At 63.6% G+C, this 25663-nt stretch carries 24 protein-coding genes; 14 read left to right on the top strand and 10 right to left on the bottom strand.

All coding sequences use genetic code 11. The features are described from left to right. The first annotated feature begins 181 nt into the window (after nucleotides 1-181). The 5 genes from D3227_RS31395 (at nucleotide 182) to D3227_RS31375 (ending at nucleotide 3920) form a co-directional block, all read left to right on the top strand. Nucleotides 182-1168: a YihY/virulence factor BrkB family protein gene (locus D3227_RS31395; RefSeq protein ID WP_120018066.1), complete on the top strand. Its 987-nt coding sequence runs from the start codon at nucleotides 182-184 to the stop codon at nucleotides 1166-1168. A gap of 84 nt (nucleotides 1169-1252) precedes the next feature. Continuing rightward, on the top strand, nucleotides 1253-2230 hold the full coding sequence (locus D3227_RS31390; protein WP_120018065.1) for an SDR family oxidoreductase: 978 nt from the start codon (nucleotides 1253-1255) through the stop codon (nucleotides 2228-2230). Between the two features lie 200 nt (nucleotides 2231-2430). Beyond that, nucleotides 2431-2937 carry a YciE/YciF ferroxidase family protein gene (locus D3227_RS31385; RefSeq protein ID WP_006201453.1) on the top strand — a complete coding sequence of 169 codons (507 nt, stop codon included), beginning with the start codon at nucleotides 2431-2433 and terminating at the stop codon, nucleotides 2935-2937. 493 nt (nucleotides 2938-3430) lie between these two features. Further along, complete coding sequence (locus tag D3227_RS31380; RefSeq protein WP_120018064.1) at nucleotides 3431-3715, top strand: PRC-barrel domain containing protein; 285 nt, start codon at nucleotides 3431-3433, stop codon at nucleotides 3713-3715. A 55-nt stretch (nucleotides 3716-3770) separates the two neighbouring features. Then, on the top strand, nucleotides 3771-3920 hold the full coding sequence (locus D3227_RS31375) for a hypothetical protein (RefSeq protein WP_120018063.1): 150 nt from the start codon (nucleotides 3771-3773) through the stop codon (nucleotides 3918-3920). A 290-nt stretch (nucleotides 3921-4210) separates the two neighbouring features. On the opposite strand, the gene D3227_RS31365 is transcribed toward D3227_RS31375, so the two are convergent. Both D3227_RS31365 and D3227_RS41900 read right to left on the bottom strand, forming a co-directional pair. Then, nucleotides 4211-5365 (bottom strand): sulfite oxidase, encoded by a 1155-nt coding sequence (locus D3227_RS31365; RefSeq protein WP_120018062.1) that lies wholly within the window; start codon nucleotides 5363-5365, stop codon nucleotides 4211-4213. Nucleotides 5366-5673: 308 nt separating this feature from the next. Next, nucleotides 5674-5817 carry a hypothetical protein gene (locus D3227_RS41900; protein WP_167480933.1) on the bottom strand — a complete coding sequence of 48 codons (144 nt, stop codon included), beginning with the start codon at nucleotides 5815-5817 and terminating at the stop codon, nucleotides 5674-5676. A gap of 319 nt (nucleotides 5818-6136) precedes the next feature. Between D3227_RS41900 and minC the strand changes: the two genes are divergently transcribed. The 4 genes from minC to D3227_RS31345 all read left to right on the top strand — a co-directional run bounded on the left by minC (nucleotide 6137) and on the right by D3227_RS31345 (nucleotide 10018). After that, nucleotides 6137-6949, top strand: coding sequence for a septum site-determining protein MinC (gene minC, locus D3227_RS31360; protein WP_120018061.1), 813 nt, complete (start codon nucleotides 6137-6139; stop codon nucleotides 6947-6949). A 76-nt stretch (nucleotides 6950-7025) separates the two neighbouring features. Then, nucleotides 7026-7841, top strand: a complete 816-nt coding sequence (gene minD, locus D3227_RS31355; protein ID WP_006201442.1) for a septum site-determining protein MinD — start codon at nucleotides 7026-7028, stop codon at nucleotides 7839-7841. Beyond that, nucleotides 7838-8110, top strand: coding sequence for a cell division topological specificity factor MinE (gene minE, locus D3227_RS31350; RefSeq protein ID WP_006201441.1), 273 nt, complete (start codon nucleotides 7838-7840; stop codon nucleotides 8108-8110). The genes minD and minE overlap by 4 nt, the downstream gene beginning before the upstream one ends. Nucleotides 8111-8491: 381 nt before the next feature. Further along, the gene (locus tag D3227_RS31345; RefSeq protein WP_120018076.1) at nucleotides 8492-10018 is read left to right on the top strand and encodes a coiled-coil domain-containing protein; all 1527 of its coding nucleotides are present in this window, start codon (nucleotides 8492-8494) and stop codon (nucleotides 10016-10018) included. Between the two features lie 93 nt (nucleotides 10019-10111). Here the strand turns inward: D3227_RS31345 and D3227_RS31340 are convergent, their stop codons facing one another. From D3227_RS31340 to D3227_RS31325, 4 genes are read right to left on the bottom strand one after another with little or no spacing between them, the layout of a single operon-like run. After that, nucleotides 10112-11917 carry an ABC transporter ATP-binding protein gene (locus D3227_RS31340; RefSeq protein ID WP_120018060.1) on the bottom strand — a complete coding sequence of 602 codons (1806 nt, stop codon included), beginning with the start codon at nucleotides 11915-11917 and terminating at the stop codon, nucleotides 10112-10114. Then, complete coding sequence (locus tag D3227_RS31335; RefSeq protein ID WP_120018059.1) at nucleotides 11917-12960, bottom strand: glycosyltransferase family 2 protein; 1044 nt, start codon at nucleotides 12958-12960, stop codon at nucleotides 11917-11919. Before D3227_RS31335 ends, D3227_RS31340 begins: the two co-directional genes overlap by 1 nt. Continuing rightward, the gene (locus D3227_RS31330) at nucleotides 12957-14066 is read right to left on the bottom strand and encodes a glycosyltransferase family 2 protein (RefSeq protein ID WP_120018058.1); all 1110 of its coding nucleotides are present in this window, start codon (nucleotides 14064-14066) and stop codon (nucleotides 12957-12959) included. The genes D3227_RS31335 and D3227_RS31330 overlap by 4 nt, the downstream gene beginning before the upstream one ends. Then, nucleotides 14063-15241: an acyltransferase family protein gene (locus D3227_RS31325; RefSeq protein WP_120018075.1), complete on the bottom strand. Its 1179-nt coding sequence runs from the start codon at nucleotides 15239-15241 to the stop codon at nucleotides 14063-14065. Before D3227_RS31325 ends, D3227_RS31330 begins: the two co-directional genes overlap by 4 nt. Before the next feature lie 727 nt (nucleotides 15242-15968). Between D3227_RS31325 and D3227_RS31320 the strand changes: the two genes are divergently transcribed. From D3227_RS31320 to D3227_RS42305, 3 genes are all read left to right on the top strand, one after another. Continuing rightward, entirely contained in the window at nucleotides 15969-16856 is an 888-nt protein-coding gene (locus tag D3227_RS31320) for an EamA family transporter (protein ID WP_120018074.1), read from the top strand. Nucleotides 16857-17308: 452 nt separating this feature from the next. Continuing rightward, entirely contained in the window at nucleotides 17309-17761 is a 453-nt protein-coding gene (locus D3227_RS41895; protein WP_167480932.1) for a hypothetical protein, read from the top strand. A gap of 506 nt (nucleotides 17762-18267) precedes the next feature. After that, a complete protein-coding gene (locus D3227_RS42305) occupies nucleotides 18268-18741 on the top strand; it encodes a hypothetical protein (protein WP_245451949.1) in 474 nt (157 codons plus the stop codon). A 140-nt stretch (nucleotides 18742-18881) separates the two neighbouring features. Here D3227_RS42305 and D3227_RS31310 read toward each other — a convergent pair whose 3' ends face one another. After that, nucleotides 18882-19529 (bottom strand): LuxR C-terminal-related transcriptional regulator, encoded by a 648-nt coding sequence (locus tag D3227_RS31310; protein WP_120018057.1) that lies wholly within the window; start codon nucleotides 19527-19529, stop codon nucleotides 18882-18884. Further along, nucleotides 19526-20881, bottom strand: coding sequence for a sensor histidine kinase (locus D3227_RS31305; RefSeq protein WP_120018073.1), 1356 nt, complete (start codon nucleotides 20879-20881; stop codon nucleotides 19526-19528). Before D3227_RS31305 ends, D3227_RS31310 begins: the two co-directional genes overlap by 4 nt. A 562-nt stretch (nucleotides 20882-21443) precedes the next feature. On the opposite strand from D3227_RS31305, the gene D3227_RS31300 reads away from it, so the two are divergent. Then, on the top strand, nucleotides 21444-22511 hold the full coding sequence (locus D3227_RS31300) for a glycosyltransferase family 2 protein (protein WP_120018056.1): 1068 nt from the start codon (nucleotides 21444-21446) through the stop codon (nucleotides 22509-22511). Between the two features lie 699 nt (nucleotides 22512-23210). Here the strand turns inward: D3227_RS31300 and D3227_RS31290 are convergent. Next, nucleotides 23211-23654, bottom strand: a complete 444-nt coding sequence (locus D3227_RS31290; protein WP_120018055.1) for an SRPBCC family protein — start codon at nucleotides 23652-23654, stop codon at nucleotides 23211-23213. A gap of 100 nt (nucleotides 23655-23754) precedes the next feature. Continuing rightward, nucleotides 23755-25002 carry a DNA polymerase IV gene (dinB, locus tag D3227_RS31285; protein ID WP_120018054.1) on the bottom strand — a complete coding sequence of 416 codons (1248 nt, stop codon included), beginning with the start codon at nucleotides 25000-25002 and terminating at the stop codon, nucleotides 23755-23757. A gap of 288 nt (nucleotides 25003-25290) precedes the next feature. Between dinB and D3227_RS31280 the strand changes: the two genes are divergently transcribed. Continuing rightward, a complete protein-coding gene (locus D3227_RS31280) occupies nucleotides 25291-25527 on the top strand; it encodes a hypothetical protein (RefSeq protein ID WP_120018053.1) in 237 nt (78 codons plus the stop codon). Nucleotides 25528-25663: the final 136 nt, after the last annotated feature.

Here is a 25663-nt window from a genome sequence, read left to right as displayed (position 1 = left end):
CATATGCGACCAGCCATGATGAACTCGATGCAGACAGAGAGGTTCAAGGCGAGGTCCGCAACGCAGCGCTAGCGCTTGCAGAAGCAGTTTCGAAACGACGCATGGGCGGTTTTCCATCGATCGGGATGGAGCTCGATGATCCGCGTCCAAAATAGGCGCGAAACTGAGATGGTGAGGCAAAATGCCAGGCTGGGTGGGTGAGGGCTGGGAGCTTCTGAAGGAAAGCATCAGCGGCTTCGTAGACGACAACGCATTGAGCCACGGCGCCGCGATGGCCTTTTATGCCACCACGTCGCTGGCGCCGATCCTGCTCATCATCGTTGCCATCGCAGGCTTCGCCTTCGGCAATGATGCCGCCGAGCTCGCCCTTTCGGCGCAGATATCAGGCGTGATGGGTCCACAGAGCGCCGACCTCTTGCAGGCAGCGATCGAAACCGCATCGCAGAAATCGGCGAGCACTTTGGCCACAATACTGGGCTTGGTGACCCTGATCTTCACCGCATCAGGCGTCTTCGGCGAAATGCAACTCTCGCTGAACGAGATATGGAAGGTCAGCCCGAGCGGTACGTCGTTTTCACGATTGGTGAGGGCCCGCGCGGCAAGTCTGGGCCTGGTGGCCGCTCTGGGTTTCATGCTGCTCGTGTCGCTGGCGGCGAGCACTGCAATCTCGGCCCTCGGCGACATCATCAACGCGCATCTGCCTTTTGGCGAACTGATCGTGAGCGCAATCAACACGATCGTGTCTTTTGTCCTGATCGCCCTGCTGTTCGCGGCGATCTACAAGGTCCTTCCAGACCGAACTTTGCGATGGCGCGACGTCGCCATTGGCTCTTTGGTGACGGCTCTCCTGTTCACGGTCGGCAAGTCGCTGATCGGCTGGTACATCGGAACAAGCGCCATCGCGACATCATACGGGGCGGCCGGCGCGCTGCTGGTCGTGCTGCTATGGGTATACTATTCAACGCAGATATTTCTGTTCGGCGCAGAAATCACCCGAGCCTATTCCATCAGGCAGGGGAGCCGGCCCGATCTGGCACCGGTCGTAGCGGCGAGCTCTGGGGCAAGGCGGACTGATCGAAGCGCGTCGAAGACCGAGGTCGTCATGTGGATTGTCCTCAGCAGCCTGGTCACCGCGGCTATTTCACGAATCCGCCGGACCGACAAATAGGTCTGAGGCACTCCGACAGCGGTTCGACGCCGCCAACTTTTTGTGTCCACCGGCGTTGTTCCTTCTTGAGCGAAGGAGAAACCGATGCTGACAAAATCCAATACCTCGAAAGCCACGCAAAAGCAGCGGCGCGTGCAGCGCAAGGTCGATGCAGACGATCGCCGCAAGTCGAAGGCGAAATCAAAATCGAATGGCGCCATGCAGGCGGGAGCGAGAAACTATCCCGAGCCGCCTTTCCCGAAGCAGCATCACCTCAAGCCCGGCGACGAGTGGAAGATCGAGCCGGCGCCACGCTATGATGCGCCGTTCTGGCAGGGCTCGAAAAAACTCGACGGCAAAGTGGCGCTGATCACCGGCGGCGATTCCGGCATCGGCCGGGCGGTCGCCGTGCTGTTCGCGCGCGAAGGTGCGGACATCGCCATCGCCTATCTCAGCGAGGACCGCGACGCCGAGACGACGAAGCAGGCGGTCGAGGCCGAGGGCCGGCGCTGTCTGACGTTGCGCGGCGATGTCGCCAGCCGCGCCTTCTGCCGCCGCGCGGTGGAACGGACGGTCAAGCAACTCGGCGGTCTCGACGTGCTGGTCAACAACGCCGCGTTCCAAGTTCATTCGGTCGATTTCACCGACCTTACCGAGGAGCATTTCGACACCACGATGAAGACCAATCTCTATGGCTATTTCCATATGGCGCAGGAGGCGGTGCCGCACATGAAGCCGGGCTCGGCCATCGTCAACACCGGCTCGGTCACCGGCATCGACGGCTCGAAGCATCTGGTCGACTATTCGATGACCAAGGGCGGCATCCACGCCTTCACCCGCGCGTTGTCGGGCAGTCTCATCGGCAAGGGCATCCGCGTCAACGCGGTGGCGCCGGGGCCGGTATGGACGCCGCTCAACCCGTCGGAGAAGGAGGCCGAGGACGTCTCGGTGTTTGGTGCGAAGACGCCGATGAAGCGCCCGGCCCAGCCGGAGGAGATCGCGCCGGCCTATGTGTTCCTGGCCTCGCCGCAATGCTCCAGCTACATCACCGGCGAAATCCTGCCGATCGTTGGCGGGTACTGATCTGGACGTACATTTTCGGAGGCTATGGTCGCGCCTACAATCGAGCCGCCCCTCAGTGTTCAAGAGCGGAATCCTATGCCCCATGACAGGGCCCGACTCCTTGCGGAAAGAATTTCGTTTCGTTTGGAACAAGGCGACAGACTGGCTGTTTCCTAAGACCTCATGTCGAGGCGAGGGAACAACCAAGAAGGACCAACCCCATGGCGACCAAGGCTGCATCGAAGGGCCTGAATGAACTCTTCCACGACACACTCAAGGACATGTATTTCGCCGAGAAGAAGATTCTCATCACGTTGCCGAAGATGGCAAAGGCAGCGCAAAGCGAGGCTCTGAAATTGGCATTCGAAAAGCATCGCAATCAGACCGAAGAGCATGTTGCTCGCCTCGAGGAGGTCTTCGAGGTCATCGACAAGAAACCGGCTGGCAAAACCTGTGCTGCCATCATGGGCATCACCGAGGAAGGCGCCGAGATCATCAAGGAATATAAGGGCTCGCCGTCTCTGGACGCCGGCCTCCTGGCGGCAGCACAGGCCGTCGAGCACTATGAGATTTCGCGTTATGGCACGCTACGGACCTGGGCATCCGAACTCGGACTGACCGAGGCGGTCAATCTCCTGGACCTGACGCTGATCGAGGAGAAAGAAACCGACGCGGCGCTCACCGAACTTGCTGGATCGGCCGTCAACGTGGCGGCAGAAGCGGCATAGCGGCAGCCAGCCATCCCCTCTCTTGTCGTTCCGAGCCCTGGTGACCGGTCACCGGGGCTCGGAGAACTACTTTCAATCAAATGGCTCCGGGAGAAATGGAACATTAGCCCGTTCTAAAAGTTCTACACCCAGCGTTGTTGAGGTGAGCAAAAATGGCATTTGTGGTGGTTCATTTCCTCGGCTTGACGGTTCAGGATTTCGTGGGCGGGGTGGTGCCGCTACTGGCGTGCGTTCTCTTCTTCCATTTTTTTTTGAGGGATAGTCCGAACCGCTAGGAGCAGGGCTCTGGACACAGCATGGTGATCCGAAAGGCCAGCAACCAGGTATTCTTGTTCCGTCCGAAGTTGGCACCTCTAGCCCGGGACCTTCCAACATTTGAACCTGGAAGGCCAGTCGAGCGATCAGGATGTAGCTACCCTGTTGCTGCCTATGCTCCTTCGGAACTCTTGGCCACGTCGCAGGTTCCTCCTTCATAACCCGAAGGAGACCGGTCATGGACCACACCAGCCACGTACGACTTTCAAACGCCGAGCTGACCCCTTCCATACTCGAAGGCGCGACCATCTACGGCCCTGACGACGAAAAGATCGGCTCTGTCGATCATCTGCACGGCTCTCAGGTCGTCATCGACGTCGGCGGCTTTCTAGGCATAGGCGCCAAACCTGTCGCTGTTGCCGCCAGCCAGCTGGATTTCATGCGCGACGAAGATGGCGACGTTCACGCCGTCACCAACTGGACCAAGGACCAGCTGAAAGCCATGCCTGAACACCGCGATTGAAAGACGGGCAAGGCCTCGGTAACAGACGGGCGCTTCCTCCTTTCTGGAGAGACCGATGATCAGAAAACTCAAATCCGGAAAATACCGGCTCTATTCGCGCAAGAAGGACGAAAAGACCGGCCGCCGCCGCAATCTCGGCACCTTCGACACCCGCGAAGCCGCCGAGAATCACGAACGCGAGGTGCAGTATTTCAAGCGGCATTGAGGGGAACGACGTCCGGTCGCGCCTCATGGATTTTGATGAATGCGAAGGCGGCGACATTGACCGGCATCGCGCCGGAGGTCCGCGAGGCCTGGGAGGCAGCCAATGGTTTGCTCGCGAGTGTCATGATCGCAGCCGCCCGCGAGGTGCAGCTCGCGGCGTGAAGGCTGGGGCGCACGATGCACCGCTGACGACGCCCCGAAATGTCATGCCGCACGGCCGCGTCGGCATGACAATTTTCGCCACTTCGCTGGCCGCCTGCAGGCTTCCCGACTCTTTGGCTTTCATGTTTCTCAAGCGATCTTGACGCGCCGCGTCACCTGGCCGTTGCTCTCCCAATATGTGTGCTTTTTGGCGATCAAGGGATCGTCCATTGCCGGTTGAATCTGTCCCGTTGTGCTGACCGCGCGCGAGGTCACCGTGTGTTCTCCCGGCGACGGGCTTGCCCATGGCAGGGACCAGATTTTCCAGGCGTGTTCAGCCTCCTCGCTGTGGTCGATGGTCGCTGGCGCCCAGGGCGCTTGATCGATTTGTACTTCGACCCGGTCGATCGGTGCCCCCCAGGCTGCCCCGACGATGGCGTAGTCCGAGCCTTTCCGAGTGACCTTCGCGGGTGCCGACTTTAGCAGCGCTCGGCCCACCGAGGTCTCGACCCATACGGTTTCGCCATTGTGGTCTTCCTCCCGGATGGTGACATAGTCGCGGGCCATCAGAAGGCTCATGAAGCGGGTGTCGCGAACCTCGATGCGCTTCAACCACTTGACGTTGGCGATCCCGTACCAGCCCGGAGCAATGAGCCGCAGCGGGAAACCATTGGGCGCCGGCAAGGCGGCGCCGTTCATTTCATAGCAGAGCAGATTGTCGGGATTCATCGCGTCGGCGAGCGACATGCTGCGCGCGAAATTCTGCTTCATCTTGACGTCGCGTATCGGGATCTCGCTTTCGTCAGTCCCGAAAAACACGACCTCGATGCCCTTCTCCTGCACGCCGGCTTCCTCGAGGATGGGGGCGAGCGGCGTCCCTGCCCAACGGGCATTGCCGATGCCGCCGGTAAAGAAGGGAAAACCGTGGTTGCCCGAGCATTCCACTGTGAAAACGACCTCCTGGCGCGGCCGCGCCCTGATGTCGGCGAGCGTCAGCTTCAGGGGCTTCTTGACCAGGCCCCCGATCTCCATGGACCATGTCTTCTCATCGATCGTCGGTCGATTGAAATGCGAGATGCTGAAGAACTTGTCGCTTGGCGTTATCCAGCTATCCAGATCCTCCCAGACGAGCTGGCTCTGGATGCCTACCGGATCGGGATTTTCGGTCGGCTGGTCCAGCCACGGAATAACGTCCTCACCCGCCTGTGTTGGAAATGCGTAAGCTCGCGAGGCACGGAGAGCAGCGATTGCGACAAGAGCCGCGCTTCCTTGAATAAGAAGTTCTCTGCGTTGAAGGCTATGCATGTTGGTTACCTCCCAGTTGATCCGGAACAGGCTGCAACGTGCGTTAGGCCGTAGCCTGACCGCGGATAGGCGACACAATGAAAGTTCAGCCCAGCCGGAAGTATCCGGATGGGTCAGACAATCACCGACGCACCTCAAGCATGTGAAGTGTTGGGCGAAACTCTAGCTGCGTTTCGCAATCTAAGAGTGCGCCCTTGAAAAGGAAGTGTCCACAACCTGGACGGGACATTGTAACTTTGTTCCATTATACTTTGTGGCATTCCAGGGCGATTTCCGGCCCTGTCAAAATCATTGCTGCTCAGATCGCATCAGGCCGGCCGGAACCTTCGGTGGGGCGCACCAGGGCGGTGGAAGTTGCGCTGATCGAAGCCCGGATCGCAATTGGCGAGCTCTGCATGGTCCCAGCCAGCCACCTTGCCCAGTTCGGCGATCAGTGTCGTGTCGTCATTCACGCGTTCAAACTCCATCATCGCGCCGCCCCGCGCACCGCGAGCACGCCCGGGCGACGCCGAAATGGATTTTGCGCGCCTGTGGGGATCTGCAATCCCGTGCGGAAGCTGCCCGAGGAAGGCGTGATAGCTCGCTCGGGCCTAGGTCCTATTTTCGTTGGCACAAGCGGCCAATGACCGCTTCGGGGCGCCTAGCAGACTTTTAGACGTCGCCAGGGCCTGTCGGCGACCGCCTTTTCCGAAGGCTGAACCACACCCTCCGTTAACCTTTCGTTAACCATGCCCGGCCTAGCGTTTACCTATCAGTAAGGAATCGCTGTCCGTGACCTTCGCCGCCCCTGTCGAGACCAAATCCATTCGCTTTCGCGCCCGCTCCTTCGTCGCCTTCACGCTCACGCCGGAGGCGCCTTTGGATGTGTGGCTGGAGAGCCTCGATCGCTGGATCGGCAACTCGCCCGGCTATTTTGCCGGCCGCCCGGTGGTGCTCGATCTCAACACGCTGAAGCCCGATGTCGTCGCGATCGAATCGCTGGTCGGCGTGCTCGGCCAGCGCGGCATCCGCGTCTATGCCATCGAGCTCGATGGCGGCGCGGAACTTGGGCAGCATCTGCCGCCGACGCTGGTTGGCGCCAAGGAGGCCACGTCAGACGGCTTGCTGCTGCAGCCCGGCCGCAAGGCGGGCAGGGCGGATGACGCCAAGGCGACAAGCGATTTGACGGCGGCTGGCGACGCGCCCGAGGGCGGCGACGCCAAGGCCGGCGTGGCGAGGGTTCATGATGCCAAACCAGGCGCGGCTCTGCCGGCTGACGGCACGTTGATGATCCGCACGCCGATCCGCTCGGGGCAACTTGTGTTTCATCCGCACGGTGACGTCATCGTGCTAGGCTCCGTCGCTTCCGGGTCCGAGATCGTCGCTGCCGGTTCCATCCACGTCTATGGCACGCTGCGCGGACGCGCTTCGGCCGGCGGGCTCGGCAATTCCGCGGCGCGCATCTTCTGCCGCAAGAACGAAGCCGAACTGCTCTCGGTCGATGGCTGGTACTGCACCGCCGAGGAGATGGACCCGTCGGTGCGCGGCAAGGCGGTCCAGGCCTTTCTCGACAACGGCATGCTGCGCATCGCGCCGTTCAGCTGACACAGGGTCGGCTGACCGCCCGCTGGCGGCGCCGATCGACCGACAAGACAACGAAACAAAAACGGAGGCACTTTTCATGGGCAAGGTAGTGGTGGTCACGTCGGGCAAGGGGGGCGTCGGCAAGACGACCTCGACGGCGGCACTGGGAGCGGCGGTCGCCAAGACCGGCAAGAAGGTGGCGCTGGTCGACTTCGATGTCGGGTTAAGGAATCTCGATCTGATCATGGGCGCCGAGCGGCGCGTCGTGTTCGACCTGGTCAACGTCATCCAGGGATCGGCCAAGCTCTCGCAGGCGTTGATCCGCGACAAGCGGGTCGAGACGCTGTTCCTGCTGCCGGCCTCGCAGACGCGCGACAAGGATGCGCTGACGGAGGAGGGCGTCGGCGAGGTGATCGAGCGGCTGCGCTCGGTGTTCGACTATGTCTTCTGCGACAGCCCGGCCGGCATCGAGCGCGGCGCCCAGCTCGCCATGCGCTTTGCCGACGAGGCGGTCATCGTCACCAACCCGGAAGTGAGCTCGGTGCGCGATTCCGATCGCATCATCGGCCTGCTCGACGCCCGCACCATGAAGGCCGAGCAGGGCGAGCAGATCGCCAAGCACGTGCTGGTCACGCGCTATGATGCGGCCCGGGCCGCGCGGGGTGAGATGCTCTCGATCGACGACGTGCTGGAAATCCTGTCGACGCCGCTCTTGGGCATCATCCCCGAGAGCCAGGATGTGCTCAGGGCCTCGAACCTCGGTTCGCCGGTGACATTGGCCGATCCGCTGACTGCCGCCGCCAAAGCCTATCTCGACGCGGCACGGCGGCTCGAAGGCGAGGAACTGCCCGTAGTGGTGCCCTTCGAGCGCAAGGGCTTCCTCGACCGTCTGCTCGGAAGGAGGGCGGCATGAACATTTTCGACCTCTTCAAGCGGCGCTCCAGCGCGCCGGTGGCGCGCGAGCGGCTGCAGGTTCTGCTCGCCTATGAGCGCCGCAACCGCAGCCAGCCCGATCTGGTCTCCATCCTGCGCGAGGAGATCATGGCGGTGATCGCCAAGCATGTGCAGATCGACCAGGACTATCTGCAGGTCTCGATGGACCGCGGCGAGACCATGTCGACGCTGGAGATCGACATCCAGATCCCCAACAAGAGCGCCGTGCCGCTGGCCATGGCGGGGTGACCTGGTAGCACCAGGTTCCTCGCCCAAGAAGTACGGTTCGAAGCACGGGCGAGCCCCGTGGCTCGCCCCGGAACGGTGGCCGCGAAGCGGCCGGAGAGGGGCCCTGCGGCGTCGGCGGTTTCCCTCTGAATTCTTCTGAAAGCCGAGCCATTCCCCCTCTCCGTCTCGGCTTCGCCGAGCCACCTCTCCTCCACTCCGTGGGGGCGAGGAAGCCCAAGCCTTTCCATGGCTGCCTCGCAGCTTCCATCCCCCAAATGTGCTAGATCGCCCTACCCGCCGGCGGGGGCTTCCCCTACGAAAGCATAGGATGTAAAAGGGGAAACATTAGTAATTCATTAAGTACGAGGGGTTGCGTAAGCGGCAGAGTAAGAGGTGTATGACATGAACCTCAAGAGCCTGATCAAGCGTGCTGAAGATGTAGACAAGGTATTCCAGGAGCTGCAGACGGATCTGGCGGAAGCCATCAATGAATCTCTCGAGTCGCTGGAGAACGATCCGGATGAGGATCTCCAGGCAAAGGGCGACAGTCTGCAAATCGAGGGCGCCAAAAGCGAGGTGGCCGAGGGCGAGATGACCACGGGCGAGGTGGCCGTGGCCGAGCCGCCCGAGGACACGACAGGACAGCCCGTGCAACGGCTGACGTCCCACACGCAAACCCGGCTGGCCGCATTGGGCGCCGTCGATGGGCTGTTCCACGAAGCGCAGGACTATCTGGAGGAGATCACCGCGAAACTGTCGGAGATCGGCACCTCGCACCATTTGACGCGCGAATTCCTCACCATCCTGCACGGCGACATCCTTCGCACCAACGAGCTGGAACTTGCAAATACCGGCCTGGCCGCGGAACAACGCGTGCTCTCGCAGCAGCTGCACGATGCGCTCAAGAAGCAGCGCGAGCGCGAAAGCGCCGTCGAGGTGCTGCAGCAACGCGAGACAAGCCTGGTCCAGGAGCGGGAGTCGCTTCGCGGCGCCCTGGCCGCGGCAAGGCTGGAACTCGTCGAGGCAGCCAATGCGAGCGCAAGGCGCGAGGCGGAGTTCGGCGACGCCGTCAAGTCGCTTTCCGATAGGACGGTCGAGGCCAACCGGCGCTCCCGCGAGATCAAGACCTTGCGGGAGAAGCAGGTCAACCTGTCGATCGATCTCGACAGGGCGCAGAAGCGCGAAGCCGAGGCGCGCCACAGGCTGGACGAACTGTTGACCACGCATCGCAGCGAAGCGGCGCGGATCGCCGACCTCGTGGCCGCGCTCGTCAGAAGCGAGAAAGAGGAAATGCGGCTGCAGACCGCGCTCGAGATGGCGCAGGCGAAGCTGTCGGAAATGACCGAAGCGGCCCGTCTTGTGGAAGCCGACAGGCAGGCCGAGCAGGAGCGCGCCCAGGCCGAGATGAGCGGCCTGCGTTCCGAGATCCAGGGCCTCCAGTCACGGCTGGAGCTTGCCGCGAACGAGAATGGCGAGGCTGCCGGCGAGGTCGCCAGGCTCAAGACCGAATTGAGCGATGCCGTGGCCGAAAAGCGGATCGCCGACGAAAGACTGTCAGCCCTCATGAACGAGAGCGAAAACGACAAGATGAACCTTTCGACCGTGAGCGCGGACCTTTCGCAGCTGACGCTGCAACAGGCCTCCGAACAGATACAGCTCGATATCCAGAAGCAGGAATGCGAGGACCTGCGCGCCGAGATCGCGTCGCTCAACGCCCGCATCCAGGAGCTGTTGCCCTATGAACGGCTGCACCGGGTCACCGAGGCCAGAGCGCGCGACGACGCGGTCAGCGCCAAAGCGCGCGACGACGCGGTTGGAGCCAGACCGCGCGACGACGGGGTGGTGGTCGAGATCAAGGGCGTGGTCGCCGAAAAGGCCCGCGCCACGCACCGGCGCCGCGCCCACCGCAACCTGCGCGCGACTTCGTAGTCTCGCTCTTACCCTCCCCATTGCGGGGAGGTCCAGTACCCCCACCCGGACCTTCGGCCCTACCTCCCCACAAGGGGGAGGTAGGGGCGCAGCCTAAATCTCCCCCGGCCCATGCTGATAAAGCTCGTCCATGCTGAGCTTTGCCAGCGCCGCGAAGGGGGCTTGCTTCTTCACCCGGCCGTGGCTCAGGATCACCACATCGTCGCAGAACGAGATGGTGCTGTGGTGGTGGCTGATGACGATGGTGGTGCGGCGACCGGCGCGCGACTTCAGCGTCTCGACGATGGCCGCCTCCGAAAGCCCGTCCACCGCATTGGTGGCTTCGTCGAGGATCAGTATGTCGGGATCGCGCACCAGTGCGCGCGCCAGCGCGATGCGCTGCCTTTGCCCGGCCGACAGGTTGACGCCCCGGCAGCCGACCAGCGTCTTGTAGCCCTGCGGCAAATGCTCGATGAATTCATGCGCCTCGGCCAGCTTTGCGGCGCGCTCGGCGTCGCCGGCCGAGGCGGTGTCGTGGCCGTAGACGATGTTGTCGAGGATCGTGCCGTCCACCAGTTCCAGCTCCTGGCTGGCTAAGGCGATGTTCTTGCGCCATTGGCCGGGGTCGATCTCGCCGAGCGAGGCCCCGTCGACCAGAATGCTGCCGCCATCGGGCTCGACGAAGCGGCAGAGCAGGTTGACGATCGTCGTCTTGCCGGCACCCGAACGGCCGATCAGCGCCGTCGAGCGGCCGCTGCGGATGGTGAACGTGGCCTGGTGCAGCACCGCTCCGCGCGCATCCGGACCGGGAGTGGAGGCTGCGCCCGCATAGGTGAAGCTGACATCGTCGAAGCTAATCGCCTGGCGCAGGCCGTCGAAGGGCCGGCTGCCTTGCGGCGCCGCCGGCTTGCCTGCGGGGTCGAGCAGCCATTGCACCTCTTCCAGCGAGCCGGAGAGGCCTTGCAACTGGCTCCATGACATCTGCAGGGCACGCATATGCGGCTGCAGCCGATAGAGCAGGATGAGGAAGGCGGCGGTCAGCGGGAAGCTGACATTGGCGAGCCAGGCGCCGATCACCACCATCAGGAACAGCATGGCATGCAGAACCTCGGTCAGCGGCGGCAAGACGCCCTGGCGGGTCGAGAGCACGAAGGCGGCACGCCGCACTCCGTCGGACGCCCTGTCGAACACCGCCTTCTCGCGGTCCTCCTGGCCGAAGATGCGGATCAGGCGTCCGGCATGCACCAGATGCAGCATCTGCGAGGCGAGCGCGCTGTTACGCGCCGCGACGCCGCGGCTCGGCACCTTCAGATTGGCCGACAGCAGGGCGTGCGCCAGTTGCACCAGCGCCAGCCCGAGCGTCACCAGCAGCGTCATCTGCCAGGATAAGAGCATCAGGAAGGCGAGCAGGATGATGGCGGCCGAGGCGCTGACGATCGCGCCGAACAGGGCCTGGATCGCGTCCGAGGCCCGCCAGGATTCGTTGGAGATGATGTTGAGCAGCCGACCGGGGCTCTGCTGCAGGAAGAACGGGTAGCCGATCCTGAGCAGCCGCTCCGACAGGGCGCTGCGGATCGCATAGCTTGCCTTGCCGTAGATATGGGCGGTGAGCAGCGTGTTGGCGAAGGCAAGGACGTTCTTCAGCACGATCGAGCCGAGGATGGCGGCCGAAATGGCAATCAGCCGCTCGCGCTCGCCAAGGCCCGCTCCAACCTGCTGGAGGAGGGCGGAGAAGCCGGCCATGCCGACCGTGTCGCCATGCCCCATGATGATGCCGAGCAGCGGAATGATCAGGCCGATGCCGAGGCCTTCAAGGGCCGCACCCGCCAGGCCGAGCACCACCACGGCGGGAACAAGCCGCAGCAGCCCGCCGCCAAGCGCGCGGCGCAGCATCGGTAGGGCTGGCGGCATCAGCTTCATTAGCGTGCCCTGGCCTCCGCGCCGGCTTCATTGGCCTGCCGATCCGCTAGCAGCCGTGGCTGCCTGCGCCATCCGACCATCAAAAGCAGCGCAAATCTTGCGGCACCAGCAAGGTTCATGGCGACGACGGGCCAATGCGACAGGCCGAGATCGTGGTCGAAGCGCGGGCCGCCGGCAAGCTCGCGCATGGCCGACCGCGCCGCCCAGTAGAAATGCCGCAGCAGCCAGGGTGCGCGCCGCACATGCTTCAGGCACAGCGCGCCATTGCCGAGGCTATAATCGCGGTGCAGCCTGTCGATCGACTTGCGGTCGCGCCGGCCGTGATGGTGGAAGATCGTCATGTCGGGCACGTATTCGACTGGAATGCCGAGCAGCATTGCGCGTACGAGATAGTCGGTGTCTTCCGCCGAGCGCAGCGGGCCGCCGGCGCCAAAACGCTCGTCGAACGGTCCGATGCGGGCCGCGACGTCGCGGTGCATGGTCATGTTGCAGCCAAGCACGAAGCCGCCCGGATGGACGGCCGGCGTCAGCCGCTCGCGCTGTTCGCAGCGCTTGATGGTGAAGGGCAGGTCCCGGGCGTCGCCGAGTTCGACGCGACCGCCGCGGACCAGCCATTTCTCGCCGCTCGCATAGTGCCGCATCAGGTCGCGCAAATAGTCGCGATCGACCGCGCAATCATCGTCGACGAACACCAGAATGCGGCCGCGCGCCCGCGCCAGCCCGGCATTGCGCGCCGCCGCCAGTCCGGGCCGCGGCTCCGAAACGGCGGTCAGCGGAAGGTCCGAGGTCTTGGCCAGGCAGGCGAGGCGCTCCGCCGTACGGTCGATCGAGCCATTGTCGACCACCAGCATCTCGGCGGCAAAGGCGGGATGCGCCCGGCAGGCGGCCTGGACCGACTTGATGCAGGCTTCGAGCACGGCGAGGCGGTCGCGCGTGCAGATGATGAAGCTGACCTCGAACGCCGGCTTCTGCCCCGGCCGGGGATGGACGGGCGAGGGCGTCGGGCGATCGCGCTGCAGGAGCGGATGCGGCTGGTCGTTCATGCCAACCCCCGCTGATAGGGCGCAAGCACCGTGCGGGCTGGCCTGGTCTTGAAATACTGCGCCACCCGGTCCGCCTTCTTGCCGGCCGCGATCGAGGCGAGGCTGAGCCGGGGCGCCCAGGGTCCGGGGCGCAGCGCGTATTTCTCGCGGCGCCGGATGACGTTCCACTTCGCGGTCCGCGTCAGCAATTCATGCGTCAGAGCAGGCTCCCTTTCGTCGCCGACGAGCTGGTAGAGGAAATAGAACAGGTTGAGCGCACCGGCCGCGAAGCTCGGCCTGATGTCATCGGGCAGCGCGGAAACCCGTTCTTCCAGCGCAACGATGAACTGGGCGGCGCGCGCAACCGTGTCGAACGAGACGGCATCGCCGATGGCCTGCAGATCCTCGATGCGGTCCGCCAGGCCCTCGCTCTCGAGGTTCTCGGCCACGATCCGCAAATGCGTCCGGCGCATGTCCCTGGTATGCCGGCTGGTCACGCTCCCAGGATGGATGCGGTAGACGAGCAGGTTTTCCGGCATCATCGCCGCAGGGAAACGGCGGGCAAGCCGGCCGAAGAGATCGAAATCCTCGGCGTGCCTGTATTCGGGATCGTAGTGGAGGCTACCCTCGTCGATGACCTTCCTGTTGTAGACCACCGTCGGGTGCATGAAGATTGTGAAGAACATCGACAATATGGGCAGGCTGAACTGGAACACCGGATCGAGCCTGCCCTTGGCGATACGGCCGTGCAGCAAGGTATCGATGCCGGCACCACAGAAGCCGAGCTCGGGCCGCTGGTCGAACAGTGCCACCTGGCGCGACAGGCGCCAGGGATAGGCGATGTCGTCGGCATCCATCCTGGCGACCAGTTCGCCCCGGGCAACGGCCAGGCCTTCGTTCAGGGTGGCGACGAGGCCGCGGTTTTCGCGCGAGATGATCGAGACGCGATTGTCGGCCCGGCAGTGTCGCTCGAGGATATCAAGCGAGTTGTCGGTCGATCCATCGTCGATCGCGATGACCTCCAGGCGATCGTAGTCCTGCCGCAGGATCGAGCCGATCGCAGCAGTGAGATAAGGTCCGGCATTGTAGACCGGCAGTAGAACGGAAACGAGCGGAGCGGCGGTCATTGGCTGGCACCCGTTCGCCGGAGATTGCGCGGCGGCTCGCGGCCGTCGGGCGATCCTGTGGGATAGGCCGGCCTGCCGAACCAGCCGGCCTCGCTTGCGCGTTCGTGGGCAGCGCGGCGGGCGACATAGGGGAAATGGCGCTTGAGGCCGTTGAGCGGCTTTTCGAAAACCTGCCAGGAGATCGACGCCACGACGATCGTTGCGGCGCCCGCAACGAGGAACCGTCCCGGCCCTTGCTCGGAGACGTTGAGCGGGATCCAGGGCTGCGCCTTGACGGCATAGGCCAGAAGGATCGGGTGATAGAGATAGACGCCGTAGCTGATGCGGCCGAGGGCAAGCAGCGGCGGCAGTTCGGCAAGCTTGCCGAGGATGCCGCCAAGCCCGGCCGAACAGGCAGCGACAATGGCCACCAGCGGCACCAGCGGCAGCACCTGCAGCAGCAGCCAATGGGCCCATTCCAGCATGGGATTGGCCGGTGCCGGGATAAACCACTGGATCGCCAGGAACGCGGCCGCGAAGGCCGGCCAGCCGCGCTGCATCCATTGCGGCAGGGCAGCGCCTCTGGCCGCCCGCATGGCGAGCAGCGCGCCGCAAGCCAGCGCGTCCATTGAGGCAGGCGGCAGCAGGTCGCGAGCGAGCGCTGTGTTGGCGGTCACAGGCCAGTAGAAGCGGTAGGCCAGCGAGAGCGCGATGACGCCGATGGTGATCGCCTCGATGCGCCGGCGCGGCGCCAGAAGCACGATCAGCGGCCAGGCGATATAAAACTGCTCCTCGATGCTCAGGCTCCAGAAATGGCAGAGCAGCCAGGGCGTCCACTCGTTGCGCAGCGCGTACCAGAAATTGGAGAGATAGAGCGCGTGCCACAGAAGCGATCCACGCGACTGTTCGAGATCGGTCAGCCAGACGAGGCCGAGCACGGCGAAATAGGGCGGGAATATTCTCAGTGCCCGCCTGATGTAGAAGGAGCGCAGCGCCGGCCCGGCTTCGAATTCGGCGGCCGCGCGGGCTTCCAGCAGAAGCCGCGTGATCAGGAAGCCGGAGAGCACGAAGAACAGCCGCACGCCGAGATGGCCGAGGAAGGAGGAGCCGCCCGCGGCGAAGAAATGCGAGTACAGCACCATCATCACGGCAATGGCGCGCAGCGCATCCAGCTGTATGTTGCGCTGATTTGACATCAGCCGCGTCCGCCGATCCGATGTCGACAATGAAACAATGTCGCGCCAGGCCATCGGGCGGTGGAATGCAACAGCGTTCCGCTATCGCCCGCCGGTGGCCCGCGCCTTGCGCTCGGGACGGCCTCGAAACCGGTCAGCGGAACGCCCATTCTGGTCAATATACCGGAACCTCCACCCGCGCCTGTCCAATCGGCAACGATTGTCTCACGCTATGCTGCAGCGCAACACAAAATGTTTGCCATGTTGAAACACATCTGTGATGCCGGTGTCAAAAAAATGGCTGGAGATCGCCCATATTTTGACATTTTCGGTAATGGCACCCCCGGTAGCCGGGGTGCCATATGAATGAACCAGCGCCTGTTCTGGCTGTTTTCAAGTATTTATTGAGTTGTATTCTGGATGGATGCTTAGCAACTTTTGCGAGTGCGTGGATGATACTTAGATAAAAATTCTTCTGATTTTCGATTTGAGCCGTTCCGCGGCGAGTGAGCTAGATGCGGGACGCTTGTGCGATGCAGCGAGATGAGGCGCAAAATGAAGTTGTGGCGTTCCTTCGCCTCTCTGTCATGTCCTGCGTTGGAGGTTTCGCAATTTGTGAGATCGCTTGCCCTTGCCCCATCAACCATGGTTGCCGTGCCTCACGACAGGCCGGCTGGTTGGCCCTATCTCCAGCCATGCCTTTGTACGCCGTGGCGCGATCCAAGCGGCAGGGGAGGAACGGAGCAAGGTGACGTCGACGCCGATTGCAAAGTCTGCGGCTGAAGCCGGCACGATCCCCCTTGCCGCGCTGCTCGGCGCCATGATGTCGGTGCAGATCGGCGCCGCCTTCGCCAAGGGGCTGTTTCCGCTGGTGGGCGCCGAGGGCACGACGATGCTCAGGCTTGTCGCCGGCGCGCTCATGCTGGCGGCCGTGCTCAGGCCCTGGCGGGTCAGGCCATCGCGCGCCGTCCGTCCGTGGCTCGCCGCTTACGGAGTGACGCTCTGCGTCATGAACCTCCTCTTCTATGCTGCGCTCACCAGGATTCCGCTGGGCATCTGCGTGGCGCTCGAATTCACCGGCCCGCTGCTGGTCGCCACGCTCTCGTCACGGCGCGCAATGGATTTTGTCTGGGTGGCGCTGGCGGTGGCCGGCATCGTGCTGTTGTCGCCTTTTGCCGATGCGCGCCAGGCGCTCGATCCTGTGGGCGTGATGTTGGCGCTGGCCGCCGGTGGTTGCTGGGCGCTCTACATCGTCTTTGCGCAGAAAGCCGGCGCCGAGTTCGGCGGGCGCACCGTCGCCTATGGCATGGCGATCGCCGCGGTGCTGTCGCTGCCCTTCGGGCTTGCCGGCGCGGCGCCAGTGCTAGGCAATCCATCAATTCTGTTGAGCGCGGCAATTGTCGGGCTGCTATCCAGCGCGCTGCCGTTCTGGCTGGAAATGGTGGCGCTGACCAAGATGCCGGCCAGGGTTTATGGCACGCTCACCTGTCTGGAACCGGCGTTGGGCGCGCTGATGGGCTTCCTGTTCCTGCGCGAGAACCTGACGGCGCTGCAGTGCCTGGGCATCGCGGCGGTCATCGCTGCTGCCTTCGGCACCGCCGTCACGGCAAAGCCGCCGGTGCCGTCGCCCCAATAGGGTTTTCGCGTCTGGCGCTACGCCACCCCGATATGCTCGGCGAAGCTTTGCCGTCTTGGCTTCCAGTGCCGCTTGTGCGCCCGCCGAGAACTCCTCGGCGATCCTGCCCGCGCGCAATCGGCGCCGCGTTGCTTGCTGCCCAGGCGCCCAGCGTCACCAGCACCGGCAGGGGCCGGTCTTTTTAGCCGTGCCTGGCGGCTTGGCCCCGGCCATGCCTAGCCGGCTAAGCCACTCCTGGCCGTTCCAGGCTGCGCGTGCCTGCATGCAGGACCACATCCGGAGGTTGCATTGGACTTAAGTCTGAATCCGTTTCCGCAAAAGTCTTAATCGACAAGACAAGGGTCGTGGGCCACTTCCGCAAGGCGCTCCGATTTGTGAATGATTTCACTTCGACAATGCCGTTGGGGTTTCGGCTTGGAGTCGGGCCGGGTGACCGGCATGGGGAGAGTGGGATGCGCGAACCGCGCATGGGCTGCAGGTTTTTCTTGCGAGCGCTTACGGTGCTTGCGCTGGTTATCGCGCCCTTTCATCTCTCTTTCGACGGCCCAGTCGCCACCAAGGCCTATGCCGGTAAGGGCGGCAACGGCAATGGGAATGGCGGGAACGGAAACGGCGGCGGGAACGGAAACGGCGGCGGCGGTAACGGGAACAGTGGAAACAGCAACAGCGGCGGCAACGGCAAGGGCAAGGGCAACAGCGCAAACAAGGCCTCGACCGACGACGACGCCAATACCGTGACCGGCGACAAGGTCGAGATCAACGGCAAGAGCATCAAGGTTACTCATCCAAACGGGATGAAGGAAGAGATCGAAAACGGCCGCTTCAGGATGGAGGATGCGCTTGGGCGTACCATCGTCGACAGAGCGGCAACCGCAGCCGATGTGGCGCGTTTGAAGAGTTTGTGAGAGCGAGGTTCTATCTGGAAGTGATCTTTTCGGGACCGTAGGTCAGCGCTGCAAAATCAGGTTGCCACCTTTTGCTTCGTCTCTTCGGTTCTTGATCATCGTATGACAGAACTCCCGCTACTCACCTTGCCCCCGCCTTTGGCGGGGGTATTTTTTTGGGTTTCGGCTGCATTTCCGCAAACGAAATCCTTGGCGCATCGCGGTTCGTTGGTGCTGTCCGGCTTTTTTCGCGCGCTTCAATCCTAAAGAATTGCCGTCTGTTTTCCAAGAGGGTTGGTTAACGCCCTGTAACCGGCCTCGTTTGCGCTGTTTTCATCCCGTGCGCGGTGCCGATCAACGTCAGGCCTGGCGACGGCGTTGCGACATAAGTCCGGCCCCGGCGGCAAAAAAGTCCCAACGGGCAAGGCAAGGGTCGTGGGCCGCTTTCGCGCGCGCGCCGATGCATGGATGTTCCACTCTATCATGCCAGTTTCGGCCAGACCGCCAAAGGCCGACACGGGGGGAGGATGCGTAGACTGTCGTTGATCCGCCTGGGATGGCTCGCCTTGCTGACCCCATCGGCATTGGCGCTTACGCTCGCGCCATCCCACGTCAAGCTCTACGGCGCCGCCGGCATCGCTCCCTCGGCAGCTTACGCCGCCGGCGGGAACAGCGGCGGCCATGGCGGCGGCAATGGCGGTGGTAACGGCAACGGCGGTGGCAATTCATCCTCGGCTGGCGGCGGCGCCAATTCTGGCTCCGGAAACGCCGGCCAGGGCAACTCCGGCAAAGCCAAGGGCAACCAGGGCAACCATGGCACCCACGTCAATGCGGCCGGCGACACGGTCGAGGTCGATGGCGACAAGATCACGGTCATCCATCCCGACGGCATGCAGGAGGAGATCGAGAACGGCCGCTTCAAAATGCAGGATGCGCTCGGCCGCACCATCATCGAACGCGAGGCGACGCCTGAGGATGTGGCGCGCCTGAAGGCTTTGTGAGGGCAGGGAACTACCCCCTCCCTGTTTCTCACTTCACCCCCGTCCCCGCCCCCGGGGGCGGGGGTAACACGTTTTGGGGAGGCAGTAGGGCAGTAGGGAGGCCGTTTCCCATACCTCTACTGCCCTGCTGCCCTATTCCCTTACTGCCCTCGCTCTTTCGCCTCATGCATCAATAACGCCGCCTCCGTGCGGTTGCGCACGTTGAGCTTGGCCAGCACCCTGGTCATGTGGTGCTTGACCGTCTTTTCCTGCAGCGACAGCCGGGCCGCGACCTCCTTGTTGCTCAAGCCTTCGGCCACCAGCCGCAGGATCTCGGTCTCGCGGCCGGTGAGCTGGCTGAGCGGGTCGGGCTTGCGGTGCGTCGGCTGCAAAAGGTCCGACAGGAGCTTGGCCGACAGTGTCGGCGATACATAGCTCTGGCCGGCCGCGACATCGCCGAGAATCTCGGCCAGTGTCTTCGAACCGACACCCTTCAGCACATAGCCGCGCACGCCGGCATTGAGCGCCTGGGCAACGTCGGCATTGGTTTCCGACACGGTCAGCATGACGATCTTCTGGCCGGGGTGCCCGGACAGGATGCTGGCCGCGGCGTTGAGCCCGCCGCCGGGCATGCTGATGTCGAGCAGCAATATGTCGGGCGCGATCGTGTGGGCCAGCCTTTCGGCGTCCTCGGCGCTGGCGCCTTCCCCGACCAGCTCGAAGCCGCCGATCTCGCCGAGGCTGCGCGCCACGCCCTCGCGAAACAGCGGATGGTCGTCGACAATGGCGATGCGGATGTTGCCGGTCACGGCTGCTCCTCAACTGAGAGTGAAATCACCAATCGTGTTCCTTGCGGGCCCGACAGGGTTTCGAACTGCCCGCCGATGCTCTCGATGCGTTCCCTGAGGCCGGCAAGCCCGAGGCCTTCGCTTCTGCCGGGCTCGAAGCCGGGGCCGCCGTCCATCACTTCAACAATCAGCCTGCCACCTTTCACCCCGGCTTTCACCGCCTGGTTCCTGCCTTTTCCATGCCGCCAGGCATTGTTCAGCCCTTCCTGGACGAAACGGTAGATGCTGATCTTCTCGGAAGTGCCGAGTTCCGGCAAGCGGGCCGGAAGCGTCAGCGCCACCGAGCTCGAAGTCCGCCGTTCGTGCTCGCTCACCGCGAGCCCCAGGATGTCGATCACGGCCTGCGTCTCGATCTGCGGCAGCACCAGGCCGTTGCAGATGCCGCGTATCTCGCGCATCGCCTCGCCGAGCGTCTTATGGATGCCTGCGATCTCGGCTTCGCGCTGCTCGCTGGACGAGCCGGAGTCGAGCAGCACGGGGCTGTCCATCCGCAGCGCCGCCAGCGCGACGAGCTGCGCCGGGCCGTCATGCAGGTCGGCGCCGATGCGCCTGAGATAGCGTTCGTTAATTGCGGTGGCGCGGCGCGAAGCACGCTGCACGCGCTGGCGCAGCGACGAGTTCTGCGACAAGGCCGCCTGCAATTCGGAGACCTTTGCCTCGAGCGCGGCGCGCTGTGTCTGGATGGTGTGACTGCCGCGAAAGACGATGCCGGACAACAGCGCCAGTGCCGTCGCCGTGGCGCCGGCCACCACCAGCCAGCTCGACCACAGGGCGGCGTTCAGCGTCGCCTGGAATTCGTCGGCGATCTCGTAGAACTCCGAAACCGCGACCACTTCGCCCGACCAGGGTTCGCGCACCGGATTGTAAATTTCGAACAGCGGCGCGTTCACCCTCTTTTCCTCGTGGCTTTCGGGGTCGTCGTCGAGGTCATTGTACTCGGCAACGACATTGCCGCCAAAGGCGGCGACCAGATTGGCGTTCGGTTCGAACCTCTTGCCGATCAGTGCAGTGTCCTTGGCGTAGAGGATCATGCCGTCGCGCCGCCACAGCTTGAACGAGACCAGCCGCTTGCCGAGCGCACCCTGGCCGAGCGTCTCGTCCAGCGCCCGCTTGACCGTGTCGCTGAGTTCGCGGCTGGTGCGCATGTCGGGCAACAGCGGCGCAATCACGCTGTCGACGTAAAGTGCCGTGGTTGCGGCGGAATTGCGCATCACGCCTTCCCGAATCTGCGAGGTCACCCACAGGCCAACCACCAGCATCACCAGCAGCAGCCCGATGCCGCCCGCGATGAAGAACTGCAAGGCCAGCGACAACTTGCGCCAGTACTGTGAATAATCCCCAAAGAAGGTGCCAGGCAATCGCACAATCTCCCCCTGTGGGCGAAGATTATAGAGTGAGCGCGGCATTTGCGACATCGACCTTCGTGCTGTGTATGCAGGATTCTTCTGCCGGGCGGATTTTCTGCGGGTTTCGGAGCCGTTGAAGCACGGCAATGGCGCGGCCGCGGGAGCAGATCCTTGGCGCGGGGGTTGTGCCGGCCACGTTTCGAGGTCACTATCGGTTGTGCCTTCAAGGCGACGGGCGGCCGCTTCGACACCAAATTGACGAAGCGCCACTCCGTCGGCCCAGCCGCGGCATCATCCGCGACCGGGAATTCCAGCACTTTGCCGCCGCCGGTTCGATGCCGGCGCCCGTGGATACTCGAAGGCAAAAAGCGGCCGCTCAGCTGAAGTCGCAACGACAGACCCACCTCGTCTTCCCGGGGAAGGCGCAAGCGCTTTCTCTCAAGGAAAGCGCAGGCTTTTCCTGGGAGACCCGCGGGGCTCAGCGGGGTGGGTTCCGCCGAAACCAAAGCAAGATGCGAGGTCAAACGCGATGCATCCAGTCCCGAGCCGGATTCCGGTTTCCATCATCATTCCGAACTACAATTACGCGCGCTTCCTGAAACGCGCCGTCGACAGCGCGCTCGGCCAGGACCACGCGGACGTCGAGGTCATCGTCGTCGACGATCGGTCGAGCGACGGCTCGGCGGCAGTCATAAAGTCTTATGGCGACAGGATCCGCGCTTGTCTCAGGCCGAAGAACGGCGGGCATGCCGCCGCCTTCAACACCGGCTTTGCGGCAAGCTCGGGCAAGATCGTGCTGTTTCTCGACGCCGACGACTATCTCTATCCGGACGCCATCTCCAGGATCGTCGAGACTTGGGATTCGGCAACCGCCCAGGTCCAATCGAGGCTCCACATCGTCGACGAACGGCAGCGCATCAAGGATGTCTTCCCGCCGCTGGAACTGCCGTTCGACGATGGCGACGTCATGCCGAAGCTCCTGCACAAGGGGCGCTACCAGACGACGGTGACAAGCGGGCTGGCCTTCGGCCGCACGACGCTGGAAACGATCATGCCGATCCCCGAAGCCGATTTCCGCCAGGGCGCCGACGGCTATCTTGCGACGCTGGCGCCCCTATATGGTCATGTTCAGTCGATCGACGAGTGCGTCGGCGCCTACCGAATCCACGGCGCCAACCATTCCGTCTTCGGCGAAAAGCTCGCCGAGCGGGCGCGCTGGCGGGTGACGCACGATTTCCACCGCCTGGAGGCGCTTTCCGACCAGGTCTCCAGTGTCGGCCTGACCGTGGAGCCGTCGAAAACCTTCCTGCACGATCCCGTTCACCTCGAAGAACGGCTGGCCTCACTCTGCGCCGACAGAGACCAGCACCCGGTGGCCAATGATTCCAGGCTGGTCCTGGGTGCGGCCGGCGCCGTCGCCAGCCTCCAGATAACGGCGTCGCTCAGGCGGCGCGCCATCCTTGCCGCCTGGTTTCTGTCCGTCGGCCTGCTGCCGCGCAAAATGGCGACGGCGGTGCTGTCGTGGAAGCTCGACGCCGCGTCGAGACCGGCCTTCCTGGCCCGCTTTTCAAAATCCATCCGCCAGGCGATGGGGTGAGGCGGAGAGCCCGGCAAAGCCCAGAAGCTGTCAATCTCCCGCAAGGGGACGTCGAAGTGGCCCGCGAAGCCAATTGCTTGGCTTTCCGAGTCGGCCCCGGCAGGCCAGAGAGGCGGCGCTCTGACGTCCGCGCATCGCTTGCGCCTGGTGCTGACATCATTGTCATGGCAAGCAGCTGAAGCTAGTCTCTTCAGGGCACTGAAACGGGGGCGTGCCACGGATGCTTCTGCCATTCTTGCGTTGGCCTGCGGCTCCTCGTCACCATCGCCGCCTCGGCAGGCTGAGATAGGTGGTCTTGTTCGCGCCGTTCATCGTTTTGTCAGGCTACTTCGCCTACGGCTTTGCCGGCATCCGCGCCGCTGACGGCGCTCCGACACCTTGCTGCTTTCCCGAATTGCACCGTTGCTCGCATTGTTGGCCTCGCTCCTGCGCGCCGGGGACGCACGATGCCGACAAGGACGGCATCGCTTGCGAGCCGTGGCGCGGCGGCGGCGTCAGAGTCTATCGCTACTTGCGATCCGGACGATAACTCTCACAGCACCTTCTCCGCCAGCTCCTGGAATTCATCGGGAAGCGAGCACGCGGCTTCCATCGCCACGGCGCCATAGCCGACCGCGTGCCTGCCGAAGCGCTGGGGGATCTCCGTGCCGACTGAGGCATCCTTAGTGTCACAGTCGGCCGCATGGTCGCGATCAGCCTCTATTGATTGATCTCGGGTTCGACGAGCCTTGCCAGGTTTCGCAGCGACTCCTGCCAGCCGAGATAACAGGCCTCGGCCGGAATGGCGTCCGGTATGCCTGCCTGCGTGATGTCCAGCTCCGTGCCGACCGAGACCTTCTTCAATGTCACCGTCACCTGTATCTCGCCGGGTAGGTTGGGATCATCGAACGTGTCCGTGTAGCGAAGGCGTTGACCCGGAACGAGCTCGACATAATCGCCGCCAAATGAGTGGCTGTTGCCCGTCGTGAAGTTTCGGAAGGACATTTTGAATGTACCGCCGACTTTTGCTTCCAGGTGATGGACCGTGCAGGTGAAACCGTTTGGCGGGAGCCATTTCGCCAGCGCGTCCGCCTCGATGAAGGCGCGATAGACCTTCTCCGGGCTGGTTGTCAGAACGCGGTGCAAGCGTACGGTGCTGGGCATATCGTTTCTCCTATAATTACCGGTCTATGTCCCAAGGACGAACGGGTCCTGGCTAGTCCGACACCAGTGCCGAACATTTTTAAACCGCGACCGTAGACTTCTAAAGCTCCTTCTCCGCCAGCTCCCGGAATTCATCGGGAACCGAACGCGCCGCCTCCAGCGCTACGACGCCATAGCCGACCGCCTGCTTGCCGAAGCGCTGGCGGATCTTGTCGACGGCGCGGTCGGCGCCGAAGCGGGCCAGGCCCCTTTTGCTGCCGGGCCGGCGCCGCTCGTCGGCAAGCCCGAGCGGCAGCTCCAGCTGCAATTCGGCGCTTTCCTCGAGATGCGAGACCGAGATCGCCAGCAGCGAAATCACCTTTTCGCCGGGGTGGGCGGCAAGCACGCCGCGCACCAATTCCTCGGCGGTCTCGGCCAGCATCGCCGTCACCGATATAGGTTGGTCAAGCGTGATCGAGCGGCTCACCGCGCGCAGATCGGCAAAGCGCACGCGCACCGTCACCGTGCGGCCGGGCCGATGCTTGGCTCTCAGGCGGCTCGCCACCCGGTCGGCCAGATGCAGCAAGGTTGGCACGAACACATCCGCCACGGCAGGCTTGCGGCCCAGAGCCGACTGCGCGCCCGCCGAATGCGCACGCCGATGCGTCTCCAGCCGGCGCGGGTCGCGGTTCCAGGCCAGTGCGGCAAGCTTTTGCCCGGCGGCCGGCCCGATCAGCCGCTCCAGCGCGCCGCTATGGCTTTGCGCCAGCTGGCCGATGGTTTCGATGCCGATGCTGGCCAGCCGCGCCCTGGTCGCCGGGCCGACGCCCCACATCAGGGAGACCGGCAAATCGTGCAGGAAGGCAAGTTCGCTGGCGGGATCGACAACAACCAGCCCGTCGGGCTTGGCCACCTGCGAAGCGATCTTGGCCAGGTGCTTGGTGCGCGCCACGCCGATCGAAATGGGCAGGCCGAGTTCGGCGCGCACACGGCGCCGCACCGAGGCGGCGATCTCGGCCGGCGGCCCGAACAGATGCGTGCAGCCGGCGACGTCGGCAAAGGCCTCGTCGATGGAGATGCGCTCGACCAGCGGCGTGAAATCGTCGAGCACTTTTATGGCGGCGTCGCCGAGCCGCTGATAGTCGCCGAAATGGCCGCCGACGAAGATCAACTGCGGACAGAGTTCGCGGGCTTTTCGCCCCGGCATGCCGCCGCGCACGCCGAACGCCCTGGCCTCATAAGAGGCAGCCAGCACCACGCCGCCGCCGACGGCGATCGGTTTGCCGCGCAGCGATGGATCGAGCAACTGCTCGACCGAGGCATAGAAGGCGTCGAGATCGGCATGCAGGATGGTGGCGCTGGTTTCCATCCCGTTCCACCCTACGGCATTGCAGCATTAGCCATGCCTGTTTTAAGGACTTTTTTGCCGAACAAAAAGAGAACAAATGGGGTCTCTTGTCAAGCTGCCTTTGAGCCGTCGGCAAAGGCAGGGGGGATGTCTTTCGATGAAGGGTGGATTCAGGCCGGAATCTCGTTTTTTTGGCCAGCCATCAGTGGGCAGCGCACCATCGACGAAGGTCCATGATCTGCCCCGGAACATTGTCGCGCGCCACGGCGTTGATTGGCTCGAAGGGACCCTGTTTTGCGGAGACCTGAGATGGACCGCTTCGAAATCATCGATCTCGTTTGTGTCGTAGATGCCTGCACCACCGACCGCGCCGCAGGGCGGCTCGTGTCGATGGCGAGGGCCGTGGAAGAGTTGCGTGTGCTGACCGGGGATTTCGTCTCGCCGGACGAGACCGTTGCCAATGCGCTATCGGCGGTGGCGCTGGAGCGCGGCTGTGCGGTGCTGTTCGACGAGCAGCCGGGCGCCGACATTTTGCGGGCGCCATAGCGCGTGGCTCGTCATCGACTCGGCGTTGCTTTCAGCGCTTCCCAATCAACGACGCGACGACCGTTTTCGTGCCGCTGGCCGCCCGTTGGGACCATGGTCTGACCGGCATGGGCCTTCTGCGGTCCAAATGGCGCAA

Origin of the sequence: Mesorhizobium waimense (assembly GCF_003601975.1) — a bacterium.
Taxonomy (GTDB): Bacteria; Pseudomonadota; Alphaproteobacteria; order Rhizobiales; family Rhizobiaceae; genus Mesorhizobium; species Mesorhizobium waimense.
The sequence above is the reverse complement of the archived record's forward strand: the minus strand, read 5'-3'. Positions and strand labels throughout refer to the sequence as shown.